Annotated in this window: 17 protein-coding genes; 12 read left to right on the top strand and 5 right to left on the bottom strand. The window is 67.1% G+C overall.

Annotated features, from left to right (window positions below):
* Position 1: 1 nt before the first annotated feature.
* Positions 2–1,459 carry a leucyl aminopeptidase gene (locus tag FHT19_RS02045; protein ID WP_169474882.1) on the bottom strand — a complete coding sequence of 486 codons (1,458 nt, stop codon included), beginning with the start codon at positions 1,457–1,459 and terminating at the stop codon, positions 2–4.
* A gap of 264 nt (positions 1,460–1,723) precedes the next feature.
* On the opposite strand from FHT19_RS02045, the gene lptD reads away from it, so the two are divergent.
* Positions 1,724–3,910: an LPS assembly protein LptD gene (lptD, locus tag FHT19_RS02040; protein ID WP_348982484.1), complete on the top strand. Its 2,187-nt coding sequence runs from the start codon at positions 1,724–1,726 to the stop codon at positions 3,908–3,910.
* Positions 3,911–3,989: 79 nt separating this feature from the next.
* Here the strand turns inward: lptD and FHT19_RS02035 are convergent, their stop codons facing one another.
* Complete coding sequence (locus tag FHT19_RS02035) at positions 3,990–4,664, bottom strand: hypothetical protein (RefSeq protein ID WP_168554145.1); 675 nt, start codon at positions 4,662–4,664, stop codon at positions 3,990–3,992.
* A 186-nt stretch (positions 4,665–4,850) separates the two neighbouring features.
* On the opposite strand from FHT19_RS02035, the gene ispH reads away from it, so the two are divergent.
* The 4 genes from ispH to FHT19_RS02015 all read left to right on the top strand — a co-directional run bounded on the left by ispH (position 4,851) and on the right by FHT19_RS02015 (position 7,919).
* A complete protein-coding gene (ispH, locus tag FHT19_RS02030) occupies positions 4,851–5,840 on the top strand; it encodes a 4-hydroxy-3-methylbut-2-enyl diphosphate reductase (protein ID WP_169473687.1) in 990 nt (329 codons plus the stop codon).
* Between the two features lie 12 nt (positions 5,841–5,852).
* Positions 5,853–6,851, top strand: coding sequence for a homoserine kinase (thrB, locus tag FHT19_RS02025; protein WP_168554143.1), 999 nt, complete (start codon positions 5,853–5,855; stop codon positions 6,849–6,851).
* Entirely contained in the window at positions 6,848–7,279 is a 432-nt protein-coding gene (gene rnhA / locus FHT19_RS02020; protein WP_168554142.1) for a ribonuclease HI, read from the top strand. The genes thrB and rnhA overlap by 4 nt, the downstream gene beginning before the upstream one ends.
* A gap of 139 nt (positions 7,280–7,418) precedes the next feature.
* Complete coding sequence (locus tag FHT19_RS02015) at positions 7,419–7,919, top strand: hypothetical protein (protein ID WP_169473685.1); 501 nt, start codon at positions 7,419–7,421, stop codon at positions 7,917–7,919.
* 79 nt (positions 7,920–7,998) lie between these two features.
* On the opposite strand, the gene FHT19_RS02010 is transcribed toward FHT19_RS02015, so the two are convergent.
* The gene (locus FHT19_RS02010) at positions 7,999–9,114 is read right to left on the bottom strand and encodes an FAD-dependent oxidoreductase (protein ID WP_169473683.1); all 1,116 of its coding nucleotides are present in this window, start codon (positions 9,112–9,114) and stop codon (positions 7,999–8,001) included.
* A gap of 34 nt (positions 9,115–9,148) precedes the next feature.
* On the bottom strand, positions 9,149–10,117 hold the full coding sequence (locus FHT19_RS02005; protein WP_169473681.1) for an alpha/beta hydrolase: 969 nt from the start codon (positions 10,115–10,117) through the stop codon (positions 9,149–9,151).
* Between the two features lie 100 nt (positions 10,118–10,217).
* Here FHT19_RS02005 and FHT19_RS02000 point away from each other — a divergent pair, with 100 nt between their 5' ends.
* The 7 genes from FHT19_RS02000 (at position 10,218) to FHT19_RS01970 (ending at position 17,431) form a co-directional block, all read left to right on the top strand.
* Positions 10,218–10,691, top strand: a complete 474-nt coding sequence (locus tag FHT19_RS02000) for a prepilin peptidase (protein WP_168554138.1) — start codon at positions 10,218–10,220, stop codon at positions 10,689–10,691.
* Positions 10,692–10,755: 64 nt separating this feature from the next.
* A complete protein-coding gene (gene cpaB / locus FHT19_RS01995; protein WP_169473679.1) occupies positions 10,756–11,781 on the top strand; it encodes a Flp pilus assembly protein CpaB in 1,026 nt (341 codons plus the stop codon).
* Position 11,782: 1 nt separating this feature from the next.
* Positions 11,783–13,360: a type II and III secretion system protein family protein gene (locus FHT19_RS01990; protein WP_169473677.1), complete on the top strand. Its 1,578-nt coding sequence runs from the start codon at positions 11,783–11,785 to the stop codon at positions 13,358–13,360.
* Between the two features lie 50 nt (positions 13,361–13,410).
* Positions 13,411–14,076, top strand: coding sequence for a CpaD family pilus assembly protein (locus FHT19_RS01985; RefSeq protein WP_169473675.1), 666 nt, complete (start codon positions 13,411–13,413; stop codon positions 14,074–14,076).
* A gap of 1 nt (position 14,077) precedes the next feature.
* On the top strand, positions 14,078–15,364 hold the full coding sequence (locus FHT19_RS01980; RefSeq protein WP_168554135.1) for a pilus assembly protein CpaE: 1,287 nt from the start codon (positions 14,078–14,080) through the stop codon (positions 15,362–15,364).
* A gap of 66 nt (positions 15,365–15,430) precedes the next feature.
* Positions 15,431–16,402, top strand: a complete 972-nt coding sequence (locus FHT19_RS01975) for a type II secretion system F family protein (protein WP_168554134.1) — start codon at positions 15,431–15,433, stop codon at positions 16,400–16,402.
* A gap of 18 nt (positions 16,403–16,420) precedes the next feature.
* Complete coding sequence (locus tag FHT19_RS01970; protein ID WP_168554133.1) at positions 16,421–17,431, top strand: type II secretion system F family protein; 1,011 nt, start codon at positions 16,421–16,423, stop codon at positions 17,429–17,431.
* 81 nt (positions 17,432–17,512) lie between these two features.
* On the opposite strand, the gene FHT19_RS01965 is transcribed toward FHT19_RS01970, so the two are convergent.
* Positions 17,513–18,274 (bottom strand): FAA hydrolase family protein, encoded by a 762-nt coding sequence (locus tag FHT19_RS01965; RefSeq protein ID WP_168554132.1) that lies wholly within the window; start codon positions 18,272–18,274, stop codon positions 17,513–17,515.
* Positions 18,275–18,287 lie beyond the last annotated feature (13 nt).

Raw genomic sequence — 18,287 nt, 5'->3', positions numbered from 1 at the left:
TTCAGGCTTCCAGCACGTCGCGCACGTAGCGGTCGAGCAGGCGCACGCCAAAGCCGGTGGCGCCCTTGTCGTGCGTGGCGCCGGCCTTGTCGATCCACACCGTGCCGGCGATGTCGAGGTGCGCCCAGGCCACCCCCTTGTCGATGAAGCGCGCGAGGAACTGCGCCGCCGTGATCGACCCGCCATAACGCGGCCCCACGTTCTTCATGTCGGCAATCGGGCTGTCGATCAGCTTGTCATAGGCCGGGCCGATCGGCATGCGCCACAGCGTGTCGCCACAGGCCTTGCCCGCGGCATCGAGCTGGCTTGCCAGCAGATCGTCGTTGGCAAACATCCCGGCGTGCTCGTGACCCAGCGAAATGATGATCGCGCCGGTCAGGGTGGCCAGGTCCACGATCGTGGCCGGCTGGTATTCCTTTTGCACCCAGGTCAGCGCGTCGCACAGCACCAGGCGGCCTTCGGCGTCGGTGTTGATCACTTCGATCGTCTGGCCGTTCATGCTGGTGACCACGTCACCGGGGCGCTGGGCATTGCCGTCGGGCATGTTTTCCACCAGGCCGCACACGCCGATCACATCGGCTTCTGCCTTGCGTCGTGCCAGGGTGAGCATGGTGCCGGCAACGGCGGCTGCCCCGCCCATGTCCCACTTCATGTCTTCCATCCCGGCGGCGGGCTTGATGCTGATCCCGCCGGTGTCAAAGCACACGCCTTTGCCGACAAACGCGGTGGGACGGGCACCGGCCTTGCCCTTCCAGCGCATGGCGAGCAGGCGCGGCGTCTTGACCGAGCCCTGCGCCACGCCCAGCAGCGCGCCCATGCCCAGTTCGGCCATCTGCTTTTCATCGAGCACGACGATTTCCACGCCGGTGCCGGCCAGGCGCTCCTGGCAGCGGGCGACGAAGCTTTCGGGATAGATCACGTTGGCCGGCTCGGTAACCAGCTCGCGGGTGAATTCCACCCCTTCGGCCACGGCGCTTTCGATGTCCCACACGCTTTCCGTGCCTTCCGGCGCGGACAGCGCCACGATCGTCTTGAGCGAGGGCTTCTGCTCGTCCTTCAGGCGGGTGCGATAGACCAGGTACTGCCACGAGCGCAGCCGCGCAGCGAGCAGCACGGCGGCCGCGTCCTGGGCCGAAAGGCCGCTGTCGGCAAAGTCGATCGCCAGCGCTTCCTCGCCCGACGTGAGGTACTTGGCGACGAGCGCCCCGGCTGCCCGTTCGAGCGCGGCGCGGCGGCCTGCGGCCGACAGGTCACCCGCCCCGGCAAAGGCCAGGCGTGACAGGCCGGCCTGGCCGGCGACGAAAGCTTCGAACGTCTGGCCAGGCTTGCCGGCAAAGCGCGCGGCGGCGGCGGCCTCTGCCACCAGGGCGGGCGTGCCTTCGGGCAGCGGCCCCTCGCCCACGATCCGCCCCACCAGGCGCGGCAGATCGGTTCGGCTGGGGGCAAATACGATGTTCATCATCAAACTCCTGTCCGAAAGCGGCAACAGGTTGCCCGCAAGGGAAACCCGGCTGCAATTGTGGGTTTGCAGTTAAGACCGACCAATGCGATAGGCAACCGCATGTCCCCCGCTAAGCCGCTTTCCGCCCCCTTCCTTGCTCGAAATCGGCGCCATTTTTCCCGTTGCCTGCCGCTTGGCAGCGCCCGCAGTGCCTTGCTGGCCGGGGCCATGGGGCTTGGCGCAAGCGTTTGGGCTTTGCCGGCGCAGGCGCAAGATGCCCCTGTGGGCACGCCGCCAGCCGCCGCGCCGAACGCCGGTACCGGCACGGGGACATCGGCCGATACCGCCCAAAGCGACGAAGTGCGGTTCGAGGCAGACAAGCTGCAATATGCCAGCGATCCCGACGTGGTGACCGCGACCGGCAATGTCGTGCTGCGGCGCGACGAGCAGACCGTGCGCGCCGACGCCGTGACGTGGAACCGTAAGACCGGCAAGATCGAGGCACAGGGCAATATTCGCGCCGTCGATGAAGGCGGCAACGTGCTTTACACCGACAAGGTGGAGCTGACCGACGAGTTGAAAGCCGGCGCCATGCAGGACCTGCTGGTGGTGCTGCGCGAAGGCGGGCGCCTGGCCGCGCGCGAGGGCACGCGCGACGGCAATGGCAACCTCACCTTGCACGACGCAGCGTTTTCGGGCTGCGCGGTGGAAAACGAGGAAGGCTGCCCCAAGAAGCCGAGCTGGGAAGTCACCGCCGTCAAGGTGACGTGGAACGAGAAGACCAAGAAGGTGCGCTATTCCGGCGCGACCCTGCGTGTCTTCGGCATTCCGCTGCTGCCCCTGCCGGGCCTGGCGCATACCAGCGATTTTCGCGCCGAAACCGGCCTGCTGATTCCCGATATCCGCTCCACCGCCGCCAACGGGGTGGAATTTGCCGACACGTTCTATTGGCGCATCGCCGATAACAAGGACCTGTCGGTGACCGGCCATGTCTATACCGGCGCCTTGCCGATGCTGTCGGGCACCTATCGCCAGTTGACCGGGATCGGGGCGTTCCAGATCACCGGCTATCTCACGCGGTCCTCGGCCATTCCGGTCTATTCGGCGATCGATGCCGGTTCGGGCGTGGGCACCAGCCAATGGCGCGGCTACCTGGAAGCCAATGGCAAGCTGCAGTTCGACGAGAACTGGAGCCTGACCGCCTATGGCCGCTATGCCAGCGACCGCACGTTCCTGCGCCGCTATGACATCAGCCGCGATGACCGGCTGCGTTCCTCGATCAACCTGGAGCGCATTGGCGACGACAGCTATTTCAGCCTGGCCGGCTGGGCGGTGCAGACGCTGCGCGTGGGCGACGAGCAGGGCCAGGTGCCGATCGCGCTCCCCGCGCTCGACTGGCGCTATCGCATCGCCACCCCGGGCATCGGCGGCCATCTGGAGCTGGAAGCCAATACCCTGGCGATCAGCCGGTCCGCCGGCCAGGATACCCAGCGCGCCTTTGCCCGCGCGCAGTGGGACCTGCGCACGATCACCCGCATGGGCCAGGAAGTGACGTTTACCGCGCTGGTGCGCGGCGATGTCTATCACAGCGATGCCAATGCCCTGACCACGGTGGACCTTTACCGCGGCGTGGCCGGGTGGCAGGCGCGCGGCATCGCAACGGCCGCGATCGACGTGAAATGGCCGTTGGTGGGCGCCCTGTTCGGCGGCAGCCAGGTGCTGACCCCGCGCGTGCAACTGGTGGCCACGCCCCATGTGCGCAACACCTCGATCCCCAACGAGGATTCGCGCGCGGCAGACCTTGACGAATCCAACCTGTTCTCGCTCAACCGGTTCAACGGCTATGACCGCTATGAAGACGGCGTGCGCGTGACCTATGGCTTTGACTGGCAGCTGACCCGGCCGGGCTGGCGCATTTCATCGACCGTTGGGCAAAGCTATCGCCTGTCGGAAGAGCAGAGCCTGCTGCCGCCGGGCACCGGCCTGTCGGATCGCCTGTCCGATATCGTGGGCCGTACCGACCTGCGCATCAAGGACATCATCCAGTTCACGCATCGCTATCGCCTGGACAAGGACAACTTCGTCCTGCGCCGCAACGAGATCGACGCGACGATCGGCGATCATCGCACCTATGCCGAAATCGGCTATCTGCGGCTGAACCGTAACATTCCGATCACGTTCGAGGATCTGCGCGATCGCGAAGAACTGCGCGCTGCCGCGCGCGTGGGCTTTGCCCATTACTTCTCGGTCTTCGCCTCGGGCGTGGTCAACCTCACCACCAAGGCCGACGATCCGACTTATGGATCGGACGGGTTCCAGATGCTGCGCCACCGCGTGGGCGTTGCCTATACCGACGATTGCTTCGACCTGTCGGTGACGTGGAAGCGCGATTACGTGACGACGGGTGACGCCACGGCCGGCAACTCGTTCCTGTTCAGCGTTTCGCTGCGCGGGCTGGGTTCGCGCTGAGGTTGAAGCGCCAGGTTGCACCGCCCCCAACCCCTCCTCCGAAGAGGAGGGGACTTTTATGTCAGCACCAGCAAACGCCTCAACGGCGCGCGTTGTATTCCAGCTGGGCGGCGCTGAGCTGGAAACCGATGAGATGCTCGAACGTGGCCGAGGCGATAGCCTTCTTCACTTCGGGCAGCGAGAGCGGATCGACGGCGGCATCGGCCTCGCCCGCGCGGCGCTTGCGCGACAGGCGGCGGCGCACGTCGTCGGGCAGGCTGGCAGCGGCGCGATCGACACTGGCGGCGGCCTTGGCGTGGCCCGTGGCGCGGTCCTGGCCATCGGCAAAGTCCAGGGCCACGGTGCCCAGGCGCTTGGCCACCACGGCCGTGCCGCCGCGCATCACCACCGAGAAATAGGGCAGTTCGACATGGCGGGCGCCGCGCGTGTCGGTGCGGCGGGCGAGGACGTCGAACGTGGCCTCGCTGTTCACCGGATCGGTGCCTTCCGCGCAGGTGGAACGCAAGTTGGTGATCGAGGCGACCAGGTCGATACCTTGCGAATCGGTGCGGCCGGGCGCGCTGAACAGCGTGACGTCGCCCGTCATTTCCGGGATTTCCACCAGCGGGCAGGCCGTGCGCAGCGCCGTCACGCCGACGCCATCTTCCACCACCAGTTCGCCCTTGTTCTTGGCGCAGCCGGCCAGGGCAGCTGCCAGCACAGTGGTGCCGATCACGGCCTTGGCAAGCGAGAGACGGCGGCTCTTGGCGATCATCAGGGCAACTTCCTTAGGCGCGAACACGGGCGGCAGGGGACGCCGCCCGATCGAATACAGCGCTCTCCTCTACCCAGCCCATGCCGCTTGGGCAATGGCGCTGCCCGGACGGCCTTCATGTTTTACGGGATGTTTTAAACGCAGGCTTGTTTTACGAGAGCGTCTGGCGCTGCTAAGGGCATGGCCATGAACTCCACCTTTCCGGAATCCGCCACCAGCACCCCGCAGCCCGATACGGGCCTGCCGCCGCTGCATCTCCTGATCGCTGCACCGCGCGGCTTCTGCGCCGGGGTGGACCGCGCCATCGAGATCGTGGAACGCGCGATCGACCGCTATGGCGCGCCGGTCTATGTTCGCCATGAAATCGTGCACAACCGCTTCGTGGTCGACAGCCTCAAGGCCAAGGGCGCGGTGTTCGTGGAGGAACTGGACGAAGTGCCCGATGGCAAGCCGGTGGTATTTTCCGCCCATGGCGTGCCCAAGGTGGTGCCCGTGGCCGCGACCGAGCGCGGCCTGGACTGGCTGGATGCCACCTGCCCGCTGGTGAGCAAGGTGCATCGCCAGGCCGAACGCAAGGTGGAAGCGGGGCGGCACATCCTGTTCGTGGGCCATCGCGGCCATCCCGAAGTGATCGGCACCATGGGCCAGGTGCCCGAAGGCGCCATGACCCTGGTGGAAACGGTGGACGAAGTGGCCAAGCTGGACATCCCCGCAGACAAGCCGCTGGCGTTCCTGACGCAGACCACCCTTTCGGTGGACGACACCGCCGAGATCGTCGCCGCGCTCAAGGCCCGGTTCCCCAGCATCGTGGGCCCGCGCGCCGAAGACATCTGCTATGCCACGTCCAATCGCCAGGCCGCGGTCAAGGCGATCGCGCCGCGCTGCCAACTGGTGCTGGTGATCGGCGCGCCCAACAGTTCCAATTCGCTGCGCCTGGTCGAAGTGGCGGAGCGCGAAGGCGCCAACGCCCGGCTGATCCAGCGCGCGAGCGAGATCGATCCAGCCTGGCTGGAGGGGGTGGAAACCCTCGGGCTGACGGCGGGCGCCTCTGCCCCCGAAGTCTTGGTGCGCGAAGTGGTCGCCCGGCTGGGCGAATGGCGCCAGGTGGCCGAAGAGCCGATCACCACGGCTGAAGAGCACATGGTGTTCAAGCTGCCCCGCCAACTGATCGGCTGAAAGACCTGACTCATGGCTGTCTATACCCACCTCGGCGCGGAGGACATGGCCGCGCTGCTCGCGCCCTATCACCTGGGTGACCTGGTTTCCGCCAAGGGCATTGCCGAAGGCGTCTCGAACAGCAACTGGCTGATCGAGACGGCCGACACCGCCACGCCCGGGGGCACCACGCGCTACATCCTCACGATGTATGAATTCCGCATCGAGATTGCCGACCTGCCCTATTTCCTCGGCCTGCTCGATCATCTGGCGGCCAAGGGTTGCCCCGTCCCGCGCTCGATCCATGATGGCGCAGGCAATCTCTACCGCGTGGTCGAAACGCCGCGGGGGGATCGCGCGCTGGCGCTGATCGAATTCCTGCCCGGTGTTTCGCTGGGTGAGCCGACCGCCGGCCAGGCCCGCGCGGTGGGCGCAGCGCTGGCCAGCCTGCACGATGCCGCCGCCGATTATCCCGCGACCCGCGCAAATGGCATGGGGCTGGCCGAATGGCAGCGCCTGGCCGATGCCTGCGGGCCCGAAGGGTTGGCCAGCATCGATCCGGCGCTGGCGCAGACAGTGGCCGATCATCTGCCGCGCCTGGCCGCGCAATGGCCCACCGGCCTGCCCAGCGGCGTGATCCACGCCGATCTGTTTCCCGACAACGTGCTGATGCAGGGCGAAACGGTCACCGGGCTGATCGACTTCTACTTCGCCTGCAACGACGTGATCGCCTATGATCTGGCGGTGACGCATGCGGCGTGGTGCTTTGACGCGAGCGGCGAGACGTTCCGCCCCGATCTTTCGGCGGCGCTGCTCGATGGCTATGCCAGCGTGCGGACGCTGTCCGCCCAGGAACGGGCGGCCCTGCCGCTCCTGGCGCAAGGGGCGGCCATGCGCTTTGCCATGAGCCGCGCCTATGACTGGCTCAACACGCCGGCCGATGCCCTGGTGACGCGCAAGGATCCCATGGCCTTTGCCCGACGGCTGCACTTCTATGCCGATCCGGCCAATTCGGGCGTGTTTGCAGCATGAAGCACGTGGCGATCTTCACCGACGGCGCCTGCAAGGGCAATCCCGGCAAGGGTGGCTGGGGCGCCTTGCTGCGCATGGGCGAGCACGAGAAGGAACTGGTCGGTTCCGAGCGCGAGACGACCAACAACCGCATGGAAATGATGGCCGCGATCCGCGCGCTGGAAGCGCTGACGCAGCCCTGCCAGGTGACGTTGCACACCGACAGCAAGTATGTGCTGGACGGCATCACCAAGTGGATCTTCGGCTGGCAGAAGCGCGGCTGGAAAACCGCCGACAACAAGCCGGTCAAGAACGAAGACCTGTGGCGCGCGCTGGTCGCGGCGGCACGCCCGCACAAGATCGAGTGGGTCTGGGTCAAGGGGCACGATGGCCATCCCGAAAACGAGCGGGTGGACAAGCTGGCAAGCGACGCCGCCCGCGCGGCGTGACGCACACTAGCGGCTGATCCGTTTCGGGACACCAACGGCGCTGCGGCCAGACAGCGGCGTGCTTTGGCGCGGCGCGGCATCATGGTAAACATCTGGTTGATGGCTCGGCTCTGGCCTGGCCGCAACCGGGGGATTTGCCGTGATTCGCCATGCCACTGTTCGCCTGGGGTTGGCCTGTGCCGGATTGGCCGCGCTGGCAGCGCCGGCCCTCGCGCGGCACGCCGAAGCCCCGCCACCGCCGGTGCAACCCGCACCCTTGCCACCCATGATGGTTCCCTATGGCCAGGCGCCTGCGCCCTGCACGGCGCCGGGTGAACCGGATCGGCACGGCTGGCCCCCGGCGTGCAGCAATGCGCCGATCACCGCCTATCCGGCGCCGGGCTATCCCGCCGCGCCCTACTACCAGGGACAGGTGCCGGTCTATAGCGGCGCGTGGACGGCGCCGCCGGGCTATTACGTGGCGGGCGTGGTGATGGTGCCCGTGCCGGTGGGCAACGCGGCGTGCCAGCCCTGCGGCGAAACCCGCACAGTCACGACCACGCGCACCGTCGATGTGCCGGTGCGCCAATGGCGCCGCGTGCCACCGCGCCACCCCCCGCTGCACGACAAGCGGGTGAAGGAAAAGCGTATCAAGGAATAGGCGGCCGGCGTTAACCCTGCGGCATTGTTAACCCTGCCGGATAACCATCTGCCGATAGCCGCCGGCGGCCGGCCGTGTGTCAGGCCTGGGCCATGGCCAGCCGCCCCGGGGCATAGCGCGCCGGGTCCAGCGCCGCAGTCATGCCGTCGGCCGGTTGGCCCAGCAGGAGTTGCGCCCCCAGCCTTGCCGCGGCGGGCGCGGTCTGGATGCCAAAGCCGCCCTGCCCGGCAAACCAGAAGAAGCCGGGCACATGCGGATCGAAGCCGTAGACCGGCGCGCGATCGGGCGCGAAGCTGCGCAAGCCCGCCCAGCGCCGCTCCACCGCCGCGATCTGCCAATCGACCACACGTTCCAGCCGGTCGATCGCCAGGGCCACGTCGATTTCCTCGGGCGCCACATCGTGCGCCACGTCGGGCGTTTCATCATGGGGGGACAGCCACAGGCGATCACCCGCCGGCTTGAAGTAAAAGTCTCCGGCGAGGCCGAAGGTAAGCGGCAGCGTGGCGGGCACCGGCGGATCGACGCGCAACTGCGTGATGGTGCGGCGCAACGGGGCAATGCCCAGCGGCGCTGCCCCCGCCAGGCGCGCCACATCATCGGCCCAGGCGCCGGCGGCGTTGGCCACCAGCCCCGCGCGGGCCGCGCCCTCGCGCCCACCTGCGTTCCATGCGATGCGCCAGCCGGCGCCCTCAGGCACCAGGGCGTCGACCCGCGCGCGCAACCGCACCACGCTGCCGGTGCGGCGTGCCATCGCCAGGTAATGCTGGTGCAGGCCCGCCACATCGATATCGGCGCAACCCGGCTGCCACGCCGCCACGCACCAGTCGGGGCGCAGGCCCGGCACCAGATCGACCATGCCGGCGCGCGCCATCAGTTCGACCCGCGCGCCCAGCGCGGAATATTCCGCGACGAAGCCTTCCAGCGCGACGCGATCGCTGCCCCGGCCGATCACCAGCGAGCCGCGCGGCTGCAGGAAGCCATTGTCCGCGAGGTAGTTACCCGAGGCGAGCGTCAGCGGCACCACGGCTGGCCCGCCATAGACTTCGTCCCAGAACGCGGCGGACCGGCCGGTGGTGTGATAGCCGGGCGTGTCTTCCGCCTCCACCAGCAGGACGCGCGCATGGGCGCCGCATTCCGCCGCCAGGCTGGCGCCGGCCATGCCAGCGCCGATGATCGCGATGTCGAATTCTTCCATGCTCGCGCCTTGCCACTGCTTCATTCGCCCGAAGTCATCGGTTTGACCGGGCCGGCGCTTCCCGTTCCAGGAATTCGTCGATCGTGGCAAGCACCCGATCGCGCACCGCGTCGCTTTCCCGCAGCAATTCATGGCGGCCTTCCCGCCCCCAGGCGGCGAGTTGCGCATGGGGCAAACGCCGCGCGGCGCGGGCGATCGCGCCCCATGAAACCAGCGCATCATGGCGCGCGGCCAGCAACAGCACCGGGCCTTTCACCGCTTCCATCACGCCCGGCGAATCGAGCAGGTCGAATGATTCGCTGGCCTTCTTCAGCCAGCGCCAGCTGGCCGGCCCTAAGGCCAGCCACGGGCGTTGCGCGCGCCACCACTGCTCATCGGCATAGCGCGCAGCATCGTGGGTCAGCAGGTTGGCGCGCAACGCGGCACGGGCGCCGGGCTTTTCGCTGGCCTTCCACGCCGGGCGCGCGGGATCGCCCACGCGGTTCATTACCGCGGCATAGATTCGCTGCACCCAGCGCGGCAGGACGGTCGCAAAGCCCAGCATCGGGGCACTCAACACCGTGGCGCAGGGATCGATTCGGCCCTCGGCCAGGGTGCGCAACACCAGGTGCCCGCCCATCGAATGTCCGACCACGACATGCGGCGCTGGGGTCTGCGCCCGCCACACTTGGTAAAGATGCGCCAGGTCATCCACCCAGACCGAGAAATCGGCGATGTCACCCACCGCCGGCCCCGGCGGCGGGCCGCCAGAGCCGGCCTGCCCGCGCCAGTCGGCAGCGGTTACGTACCAGCCCTTAGACGCCCAGTAATCGAACGTTTCCAAATACTTTTCATAAAAGTCACCACGCCCGGGCAAAAACAGGATCGATCCCCTGGGCGCCCCCTCGGTGCGTCGCCAGTCGATCCGGCGGATGGGCATGCCATCGGCCGCCGCCCAGGTCGATTCGGCCACCCCAGCGGGGATCTCGCGCCCTCGGGATTCCTGCCAGACATGCTTAACCATTGCTTGCGACGCCTTGTTTCACGCCCGATCCCGCCGCTTGGCTTGGTTACCGTTTGGTAAGTGATTGTCCGGTATCCCCATCCCATCGAGGGGGATTTCCATGGTTTACGGATTGGCCGGAGTGTTGGCAATTGCGCTGCTGTTTGCAGCGTTCACCGATCTTCGGCGCAGACAGATCGACAACTGGCTCAACGCCGGCATTGCCGCGCTGGCGCCGGTCTACTGGTGGGCCTGCGGGCTGCACCTGTGGCCCGACGTGGCGCTGCAACTGGGCGTGGCGCTGGCCGCATTCGTCGTTCTGGCCGGGCTCTTTGCCCTGCGCATGATGGGCGGGGGAGACGTCAAGCTGCTCACCGCGCTCGCGCTGTGGCTGCGCCCGGTGCTGTTTGCCAAGCTGCTGCTGATCATGGCGCTGGTGGGCGGCGTGCTGACCATCGCCATGGGCGTGTGGCACGTGACGCGCCGCCGCAAGGACCACCTCAAGATCCCCTACGGCGTGGCGATCGCCACGGCGGGGCTGTGTGTCCTTGGCACCACATATGGCGCGGCGCTTCAGGCCGTGGCGGCTGGCTAAGGCCAATCTTAACCAATTTGTCGGATGGCTACGGGCTATTCTGTAAGGGCGGGATAAACTGGCGATGGACAAGAGAAAGCTGATGCTGCTGGTGGGGGCGCTGATCGTTGCGGTCGGCACGGCCCTGGCCGCCCGAAGCATGATGGGTGGCGGTGGCTCGCCCCAGGCGATTGCCGCAGCCAAGGTGGAGATGGGCTCCAAGGTGCTGGTGGCGCAACGCGCCCTGCCCGTGGGCACGATCATCACCGCCGACTCCATCGGGTTCAAGGCCTGGCCCAAGGAAATGGTGCAGGACGCCTATTTCCTGGAAGGCGAGGCCGACATGCAGAAGATGCTCGGCACCGTGGTGCGCAATCCGATCACCGCAGGCGAACCGATCACGCAGGGTTCGCTGGTGGCGCCAGGCGACCGTGGCTTCCTCGCCGCCGCGCTTGGGCCTGGCATGCGTGCCGTCACCATTCCGGTTTCCGCCCGCACCGGCGTCGCCGGCTTCGTGTTCCCCGGCGACCATATCGACCTGGTGCTGACGCAGACCGTCAAGGGCAACGACACGCAGCCGCTCAAGGCCTCTGAAACCATCATCCGCAACTTGCGCGTGCTCGCCACCGACCAGTCTGCCACGCAGGAGCAGGTCGAAGGCAAGACCAAGGTCAAGGCGTTCAGCACCGTGACCGTGGAAGTGACGCCCAAGATCGCCGAAAAGATCGCCGTGGCGCAGACCATCGGCACGCTCAGCCTCTCGCTGCGCTCGCTGGCCGACAATTCGGCCGAGCTGGAGCAGGCGATCGCCTCGGGCGATGTCAAGGTTCCGGCCGGCGCCACGCCGCAGGACGAGGAAAAGCTGCTCAAGCAGGCGCTGGCCCACCCGCTCGACGGCGGCACCAGCTTTGCCACCGGTGGCGATGTCTCGCGGTTCCAGCGCAAGTCCATGCCGCCGATGAACGGCGGCGCCAGCGCCGGGTTCACCGCCCCGCCCGCCCCGGCCCCGGCGGCCATGGCCGGCCCGGTGGCACCGATCCGTCCGCGTGGCCCGGTGGTCAACATCACCCGTGGCAAGGACACCGTGACCGTCAGCGTGGGAGCGCAGTGAGATGAGCACCGCTTTCTCCATCCGCCAGCCAGTTGCCAGCAAGGGCCAGAGCATGACGAACCGCATTTCCTCCGCGCTGCTCACCGCCATGGTCGTGGCCACCCCGCTGGCGCTCGTGGCCGGCGCCCAGGCCGCCCATGCACAAAGCGTCACCAGCCCGGCGCGCTCGATCGCGGTGGGCCTGGGCCGGGGCGAACTCGTCACCCTGCCCTCGCGCATGGCCGATGTCTTTGTCGCCGATGACAAGATCGCCGACGTGCAGGTGAAATCCACCAACCAGCTCTATGTCTTCGGCAAGGGGCCGGGCGAAACCACGGTCTATGCCAGCAACGCCAAGGGCGACGTGATCTGGTCGGCCAACGTGCGCGTAGGCACCAATATCGACAGCGTGGACCAGATGCTGCACCTGGCCATGCCCGATGCCAAGATCCAGGCCGCCACGATGAACAGCACCGTGCTGCTCACCGGCACGGTGACCGCGCCCGAAGATGCCGCCGAGGCCGAACGCCTGGTGAAAGCCTTCGTTGGCGACAAGATGCAGGTGATCAGCCGCCTGAAGATGGCGACGCCGCTGCAGGTCATGCTGCAGGTGCGCATCGCCGAAGTGAGCCGCACGCTGACCCGCGCCATCGGCATGAACTGGGCAAGCGCCGACACCACCAGCGGGATGAAGTTCGGCATCGGCCAGGGCACGGCGGCCACGCAGTATGTGGCCGGTGGCCCGCTGATTACCGGCATGAACACCGCGCTCACCACCACCACCACGGTTTCGCCGTCGGCCACCACCGGCACCCGCCTGACGCTCAACGGCAAGCTGTTCGGGCTGGATGTGCTGGGCGCGCTGGACCTGGGCGAAACGATCGGCCTGGCCAACACGCTGGCCGAACCGAACCTCACCGCGCTGTCGGGCGAAACCGCCGAGTTCCTGGCCGGCGGCGAATTCCCCATTCCCTTGTCGCAGGGCCTGGGCACCACCAGCATCGAATACAAGAAGTACGGTGTCAGCCTGGCCTATACGCCCACGGTGCTGGCCAATGGCCGGATTTCGCTGCGCGTGCGGCCCGAAGTGTCGGAACTGTCTTCCGATGGGTCGATCACCATCAGCGGCTATTCGATCCCGGGGCTGAAAGTGCGCCGCGCCGAAACCACGGTGGAGCTGGGTTCGGGCCAGAGCTTCATGATCGCCGGCCTGCTCAGCAATTCGGCGCAGAATACCATCACCAAGCTGCCCGGCGCGGGTGACCTGCCGATCCTAGGTTCGCTGTTCCGCTCCACCTCGTTCAAGAAGGGCGAGACCGAGCTGGTGATCGTGGTCACGCCGTTCCTGGTCAGCCCGGTGAACGACCCCAAGGACATCAAGCTGCCCACCGATGGCTTCCGCGCCGCCGATGCGCTGCAGCAGGTGCTGGGCAACCAGGAAAGCAAGCCGTCCAACGGCGAAACCCGGCCGATGCCCACCGAAAAGGAAGGCACCGTGCAGGCCACGCCGGCCGCGCCCAAGGTGGGTGACGCCAGCGGCGCGCAGGGCGGCAAGAATCGCCAGGCCAGCGCCGACGTCAAGCCGGGCTTCAGCCTGTGAGCGCCGCCCCGAATGCCTTCGTGACCCTTTTCGAGACTGGGAACCACGCCATGTCCACTCCTCGCAATCGCGCTGCCCGTCTGGTTCTTGCCGCCGCGTTGACCACGGCCCTGGCCGGCTGCGTCGGCGGCCAGCCCAGCAATGCCTCGCTTTACAGCGTCCACCAGCCGGTGGTGGAGCGTTCGAGCTATACGCTCGACATCAACACCCTGCCCGGCGGCGGCGTGCCGGTGAGCGAGCAGCGGCGCCTCGCCGGCTGGTTCGAATCGCTTGGCCTTGGCTATGGCGACAAGGTGGCGCTGGATGATCCGGCAGGGGCCCCGGCCACGCGCGATGCAGTGCAGGCGGTGCTTTCCGCACACGGCCTGATGCTGGCCGATACCCCGCCGGTCACGGCTGGAAACCTGGCGCCCGGCACGGCGCGCCTGGTGATCCTGCGCACCACCGCCTCGGTGCCGGGCTGCCCGGATTGGTCGACCCACAACGATGGCAACGGGCGCAACGCGACCTCGACCAACTATGGCTGCGCGGTCAATTCCAACATCGCGGCAATGGTCGCCAACAAGGAAGACCTCGTCCACGGCCAGACCGGCGATGGACGCACCACGGTGATGAGCTCGAACAAGGCAATCCAGGCCTATCGCGAAACCGCGCCCAGCGGCGGTGGCGGTTCGACGGTCAAGAAGGTCAACACGTCCAACTCGGGGAGCAATTGACATGACCGCACCCTGGAAATCCGGCAACCGCGACATCTTTGCCGCCTTCCTGTGCGACGACGCCGCGCTCGACGTGGTGCGCGCCGTGGCGGCCGACATGGGCTGGGCGCCGGAAAAGTGCGCGCGCGGTGGCCTGCGCAATGCCGTGCAATCGCTTTCGATCACCGCCAGCCCGGCGATCCTGATGGTCGATCTGTCGGAAAGCGGCGATCCGCTCAACGATATCAATGCCCTGGCCGAAGTGTGCGAGCCGGGCACGGTCGTCATTGCGGTTGGCCAGGTCAACGATGTGCGGCTCTATCGCGATCTGGTTGCCTCGGGCATCCAGGATTATCTGCTCAAGCCGCTGTCGGTAGGGCAAGTGCGCGACGCGCTGAGCCAGGCGCAAGCCATCTTCAACGCCCCCAAGAACCAGGATGGCGGCGCCACCAAGCGCCATGTCACCACCGCCGTGGTGGGCACGCGCGGCGGGGTCGGCGCATCGACGCTGGCCACTTCGCTCGCCTGGTCGTTCAGCACCGATTTCAAGCGCTCAACCGCGCTGCTGGATCTGGACGTGCATTTCGGCACCGGCGCGCTGACGCTCGATCTGGAGCCGGGCCGTGGCCTGACCGACGCGATCGACAACCCCAGCCGCATCGACGGGCTGTTCATCGAGCGTGCGATGATCCGCGCCAACGATCACCTGGCGATCCTTTCGGCCGAAGCGCCGGTCACCGCGCCGCTGATGACCGATGGCAGCGCCTTCGTGCAGTTGCAGGAAGAATTCCGCCACGCGTTCGAAATGACCGTGATCGACATGCCGCGCAACATGCTGATCAATTTCCCGCACCTGCTGTCTGACGTGAACGCGGTGGTGCTCGCCACCGAACTCACCCTGGCCGGTGCGCGCGATGCCATCCGCCTGCTTGCCTGGCTCAAGGCCAATGCCAGCCACGCCCATATCCACGTGGTCGCCAACAAGGTGCAGCAGGGGGTGGGCGAAATCAGCCGCGCCGATTTCGAATCCTCGATCGAGCGCAAGCTGGGCTACATCGTGCCTTTCGACGCCAAGGCCGCGGCCAACGCGGCCAAGCTTGGGCAAACCTTCCTGGGCGCCAATCGCACGGCCAAGGCCGCGCTGGCAATCAAGGACGTGGCCCAGGCCATTGCCCGGCTTTCCGATGACAGCGACGATGCCGTGGCCAAGCCCAAGGCCAAGAGCGCCTCGCTACTGGGCAAGTTCGATCTCAAGAAGATGCTGCCCAACGCCAAGCCCGGCAAGGCCAAGGCCGGCGCCCCGGCCTGACGCCATGGCGCCCTGATCCCACGTCCACCCCAGCCCCGCTTTCCTTCCAACCAGGCAGATCCTTCGATGCTCACACCCCAGCTGATCGTCATCCTTGGCGGGATCACCCTGGTGGTTCTGCTTGGGCTGGCGGCCTTTTCCGGCCCCAATGCGGCCAAGGAAAGCGCGCGGCGCCTGCAGCAGGTGCGCTTTCGGCATTCCGACAGCGCGGTGGACAAGGTGGAGGCGCAGTATCGCAAGGCGATCGCCTCGCGCACGCCACGAAGCTATCGTGTTGCCGGCTCCGCCTCGCGCATCGAAGCGCTGGCGCTGCGCCTGCACCGCACCGGCAAGGGCTGGACGCTCTCGCAATACCTCTATGCCTCGCTCGGCCTGGGTCTGGGCGTGGCGGCGCTGATCTTCCTCAAGTCCGGCTCTCTGCTGCTGGCGGTGCCCGCCGGTTTGCTGGTGGGCGCCGGCATTCCGCACTGGGTGGTGGGCCGCGCGATCAACAAGCGCGCCAATGCCTTTGTCGTGCGCTTTCCCGATGCGCTGGAACTGCTGGTGCGTGGCCTGCGCTCGGGCCTGCCGATCACCGAAACCCTGCAAGTGGTGGCCAGCGAATTGCCCGGCCCCGTGGGCGAGGAATTCAAGCTGGTGACCGACCGCATCAAGGTGGGCAAGACCATGGAGGAAGCGCTCCAGGACACCGCCGACCGCCTCGACATGGCCGAGTTCAGCTTTTTCTGCATCACCCTGGCGATCCAGCGCGAGACCGGCGGCAACCTGGCCGAAACGCTGGCCAATCTGGCCGACGTGCTGCGCAAGCGCGCGCAGATGAAGCTCAAGATCAAGGCGATGAGTTCGGAATCCAAGGCATCGGCCTATATCGTCGGTGCCCTGCCGTTTATCGTCTTCGGCCTGATCTATTGGATCAACCCCACCTACATGGGCAAGTTCTTCGTGGACGAGCGACTGATCATCGCGGGCCTGGGCGGCCTGTGCTGGCTGGGCCTTGGCGCGTTCATCATGGCCAAGATGGTCAGCTTCGAAATCTGAGCGGAAAGAGCAAGGACCATGGACCAGCATCCCGCCCCCACGCTGCTCGGCATCAACGTCATCCACGCCGGATCGTTGCTGATGATGGTGGCCGCCGCCGCGATGTTGCTGGCGATCTATGCCGCGATCACCGTGCGCGACCCCATGGCCAAGCGCGTGAAGGCGCTGACCGAACGGCGCGAACAGCTCAAGGCCGGGATCATCACCTCGGCCGCGCGCAAGCGCAATTCGATCGTGCGCCGCAACCAGACCACGGACACCATCCGCGGGGTGCTGGAAAAGCTGCGCGTGCTGCAGGACAGCCAGCTTTCGGTGGTGCAGCAGAAGCTGGCCCAGGCCGGCATCCGCAAGAAGGAATGGGCCGTTGCGGTGATCTTTGGCCGGATGATCGGCCCGATCGTGCTGGGCGGGATCGCCATCCTGTGGATCTACGTCCTGCAATTCTTTCCTGAATGGGGCGCGTTCAAGCGCTTCATGGGCTTCGCCGTAATGGTCATCTTCGGCTACAAGGCGCCCGACATCTGGATTGCCAACCTGGTGTCCAAGCGCACCCACGCCATCCGCAAGGGGCTGCCCGATGCGCTGGATCTGCTGGTGATCTGCGCGGAAGCGGGCCTGACGGTGGACGCCGCCTTTGGCCGCGTGGCGCGCGAACTGGGCCGCGCCTATCCCGAACTGGGCGACGAATTCGCCCTGACCGCGATCGAGCTTTCGTTCCTCACCGAACGGCGCCAAGCCTTTGAAAACCTGGCTTATCGCGTCAATCTCGATTCGGTGAAAGGCGTGACCACCACGATGGTCCAGACCGAACGCTATGGTACGCCGCTGGCCTCGGCCCTGCGCGTGCTCTCCGCCGAATTCCGCAACGAGCGCATGATGCGGGCCGAGGAAAAGGCCGCGCGCCTGCCCGCGATCATGACCGTGCCGCTGATCCTGTTCATCCTGCCCACGCTGTTCATCGTCATTCTCGGCCCGGCTGCCTGCTCGATCAGCGACCAGTTCATCAACCGCAAAACGCCCACGCCGTAAGTGCCTGCATCGGGCAAAAGGGAAAGGCCCGGATGGCGTGCTGCCATCCGGGCCCTTTTCTTTTGCACGCAGGCGCTTGTCTCAAGCCGGAACGCGCACCGCCTGTTCGATCGCGCCAAACAGGCTGCGGCCTGCGGCATTGCGCGCCTCTACCCGGATGGTTTCGCCCGGCCCCAGCGGATCGCCCGGCAACGCGGCCGAAAGGCTGACCAGCGTGCCGGCGGCCAGCGCGCGTTCCGCAGCCAGCCCGGCAATGGTTTCGCCCAGTGTGGGCGGCAGCGTCACATCGTGGGTGTGGTCACCGCGCGTCACCTTGAGCGGCACGGCCAGCGCGCCATCGGCCCATGCCTCACCCAGCGCGTGGGGCGTGACGAAGACCGGCGAGAAATGCCCGGTTGCCCCAGGCGCGCTTTGCGCCGCCACGGCGTGGGCCAGGCCGACCAGGCGCACGCGGCCCAGCGCTTCGGCCGGATCTGCGCCCTGGGGCACATCGGCAGTCATCGCCACCAGGCCCACGGCCGAGGCGCCGGGGCGGCGCAGTGGATCGCGCGCGCCCATCAACCCGTCGCCGGGCTGGTGGCGCAGCGCGTCGGCCGAATCGGTCCAGTGAAACGTGCGTGGCAGCGGCGCCGCCGCTTCGCGCTCGTGAAAGCGTTTGCGCGGGATGGCGCCATGGGCGAGTTCGATGCTCAGGCTTTCCAGCAGATCGGCATGGCGATGCCATTCGTCGAGCAGCCGCTGCATCGTCGGCACCACGTGATCGGCATCGGCGTACCAGGCCAGATCATCGGACACCACGATCAGGCGCCCATCCCGCCCCTGCGGCAACGATGCCAGTTTCATGTCGACCTCTCCT

Origin of the sequence: Novosphingobium sp. SG919 (assembly GCF_012932495.1) — a bacterium.
Classification (GTDB): Bacteria; Pseudomonadota; Alphaproteobacteria; order Sphingomonadales; family Sphingomonadaceae; genus Novosphingobium; species Novosphingobium rhizosphaerae.
Note: the sequence above shows the minus strand (reverse complement) of the source record. Positions and strands in the feature narration are given on the sequence as shown.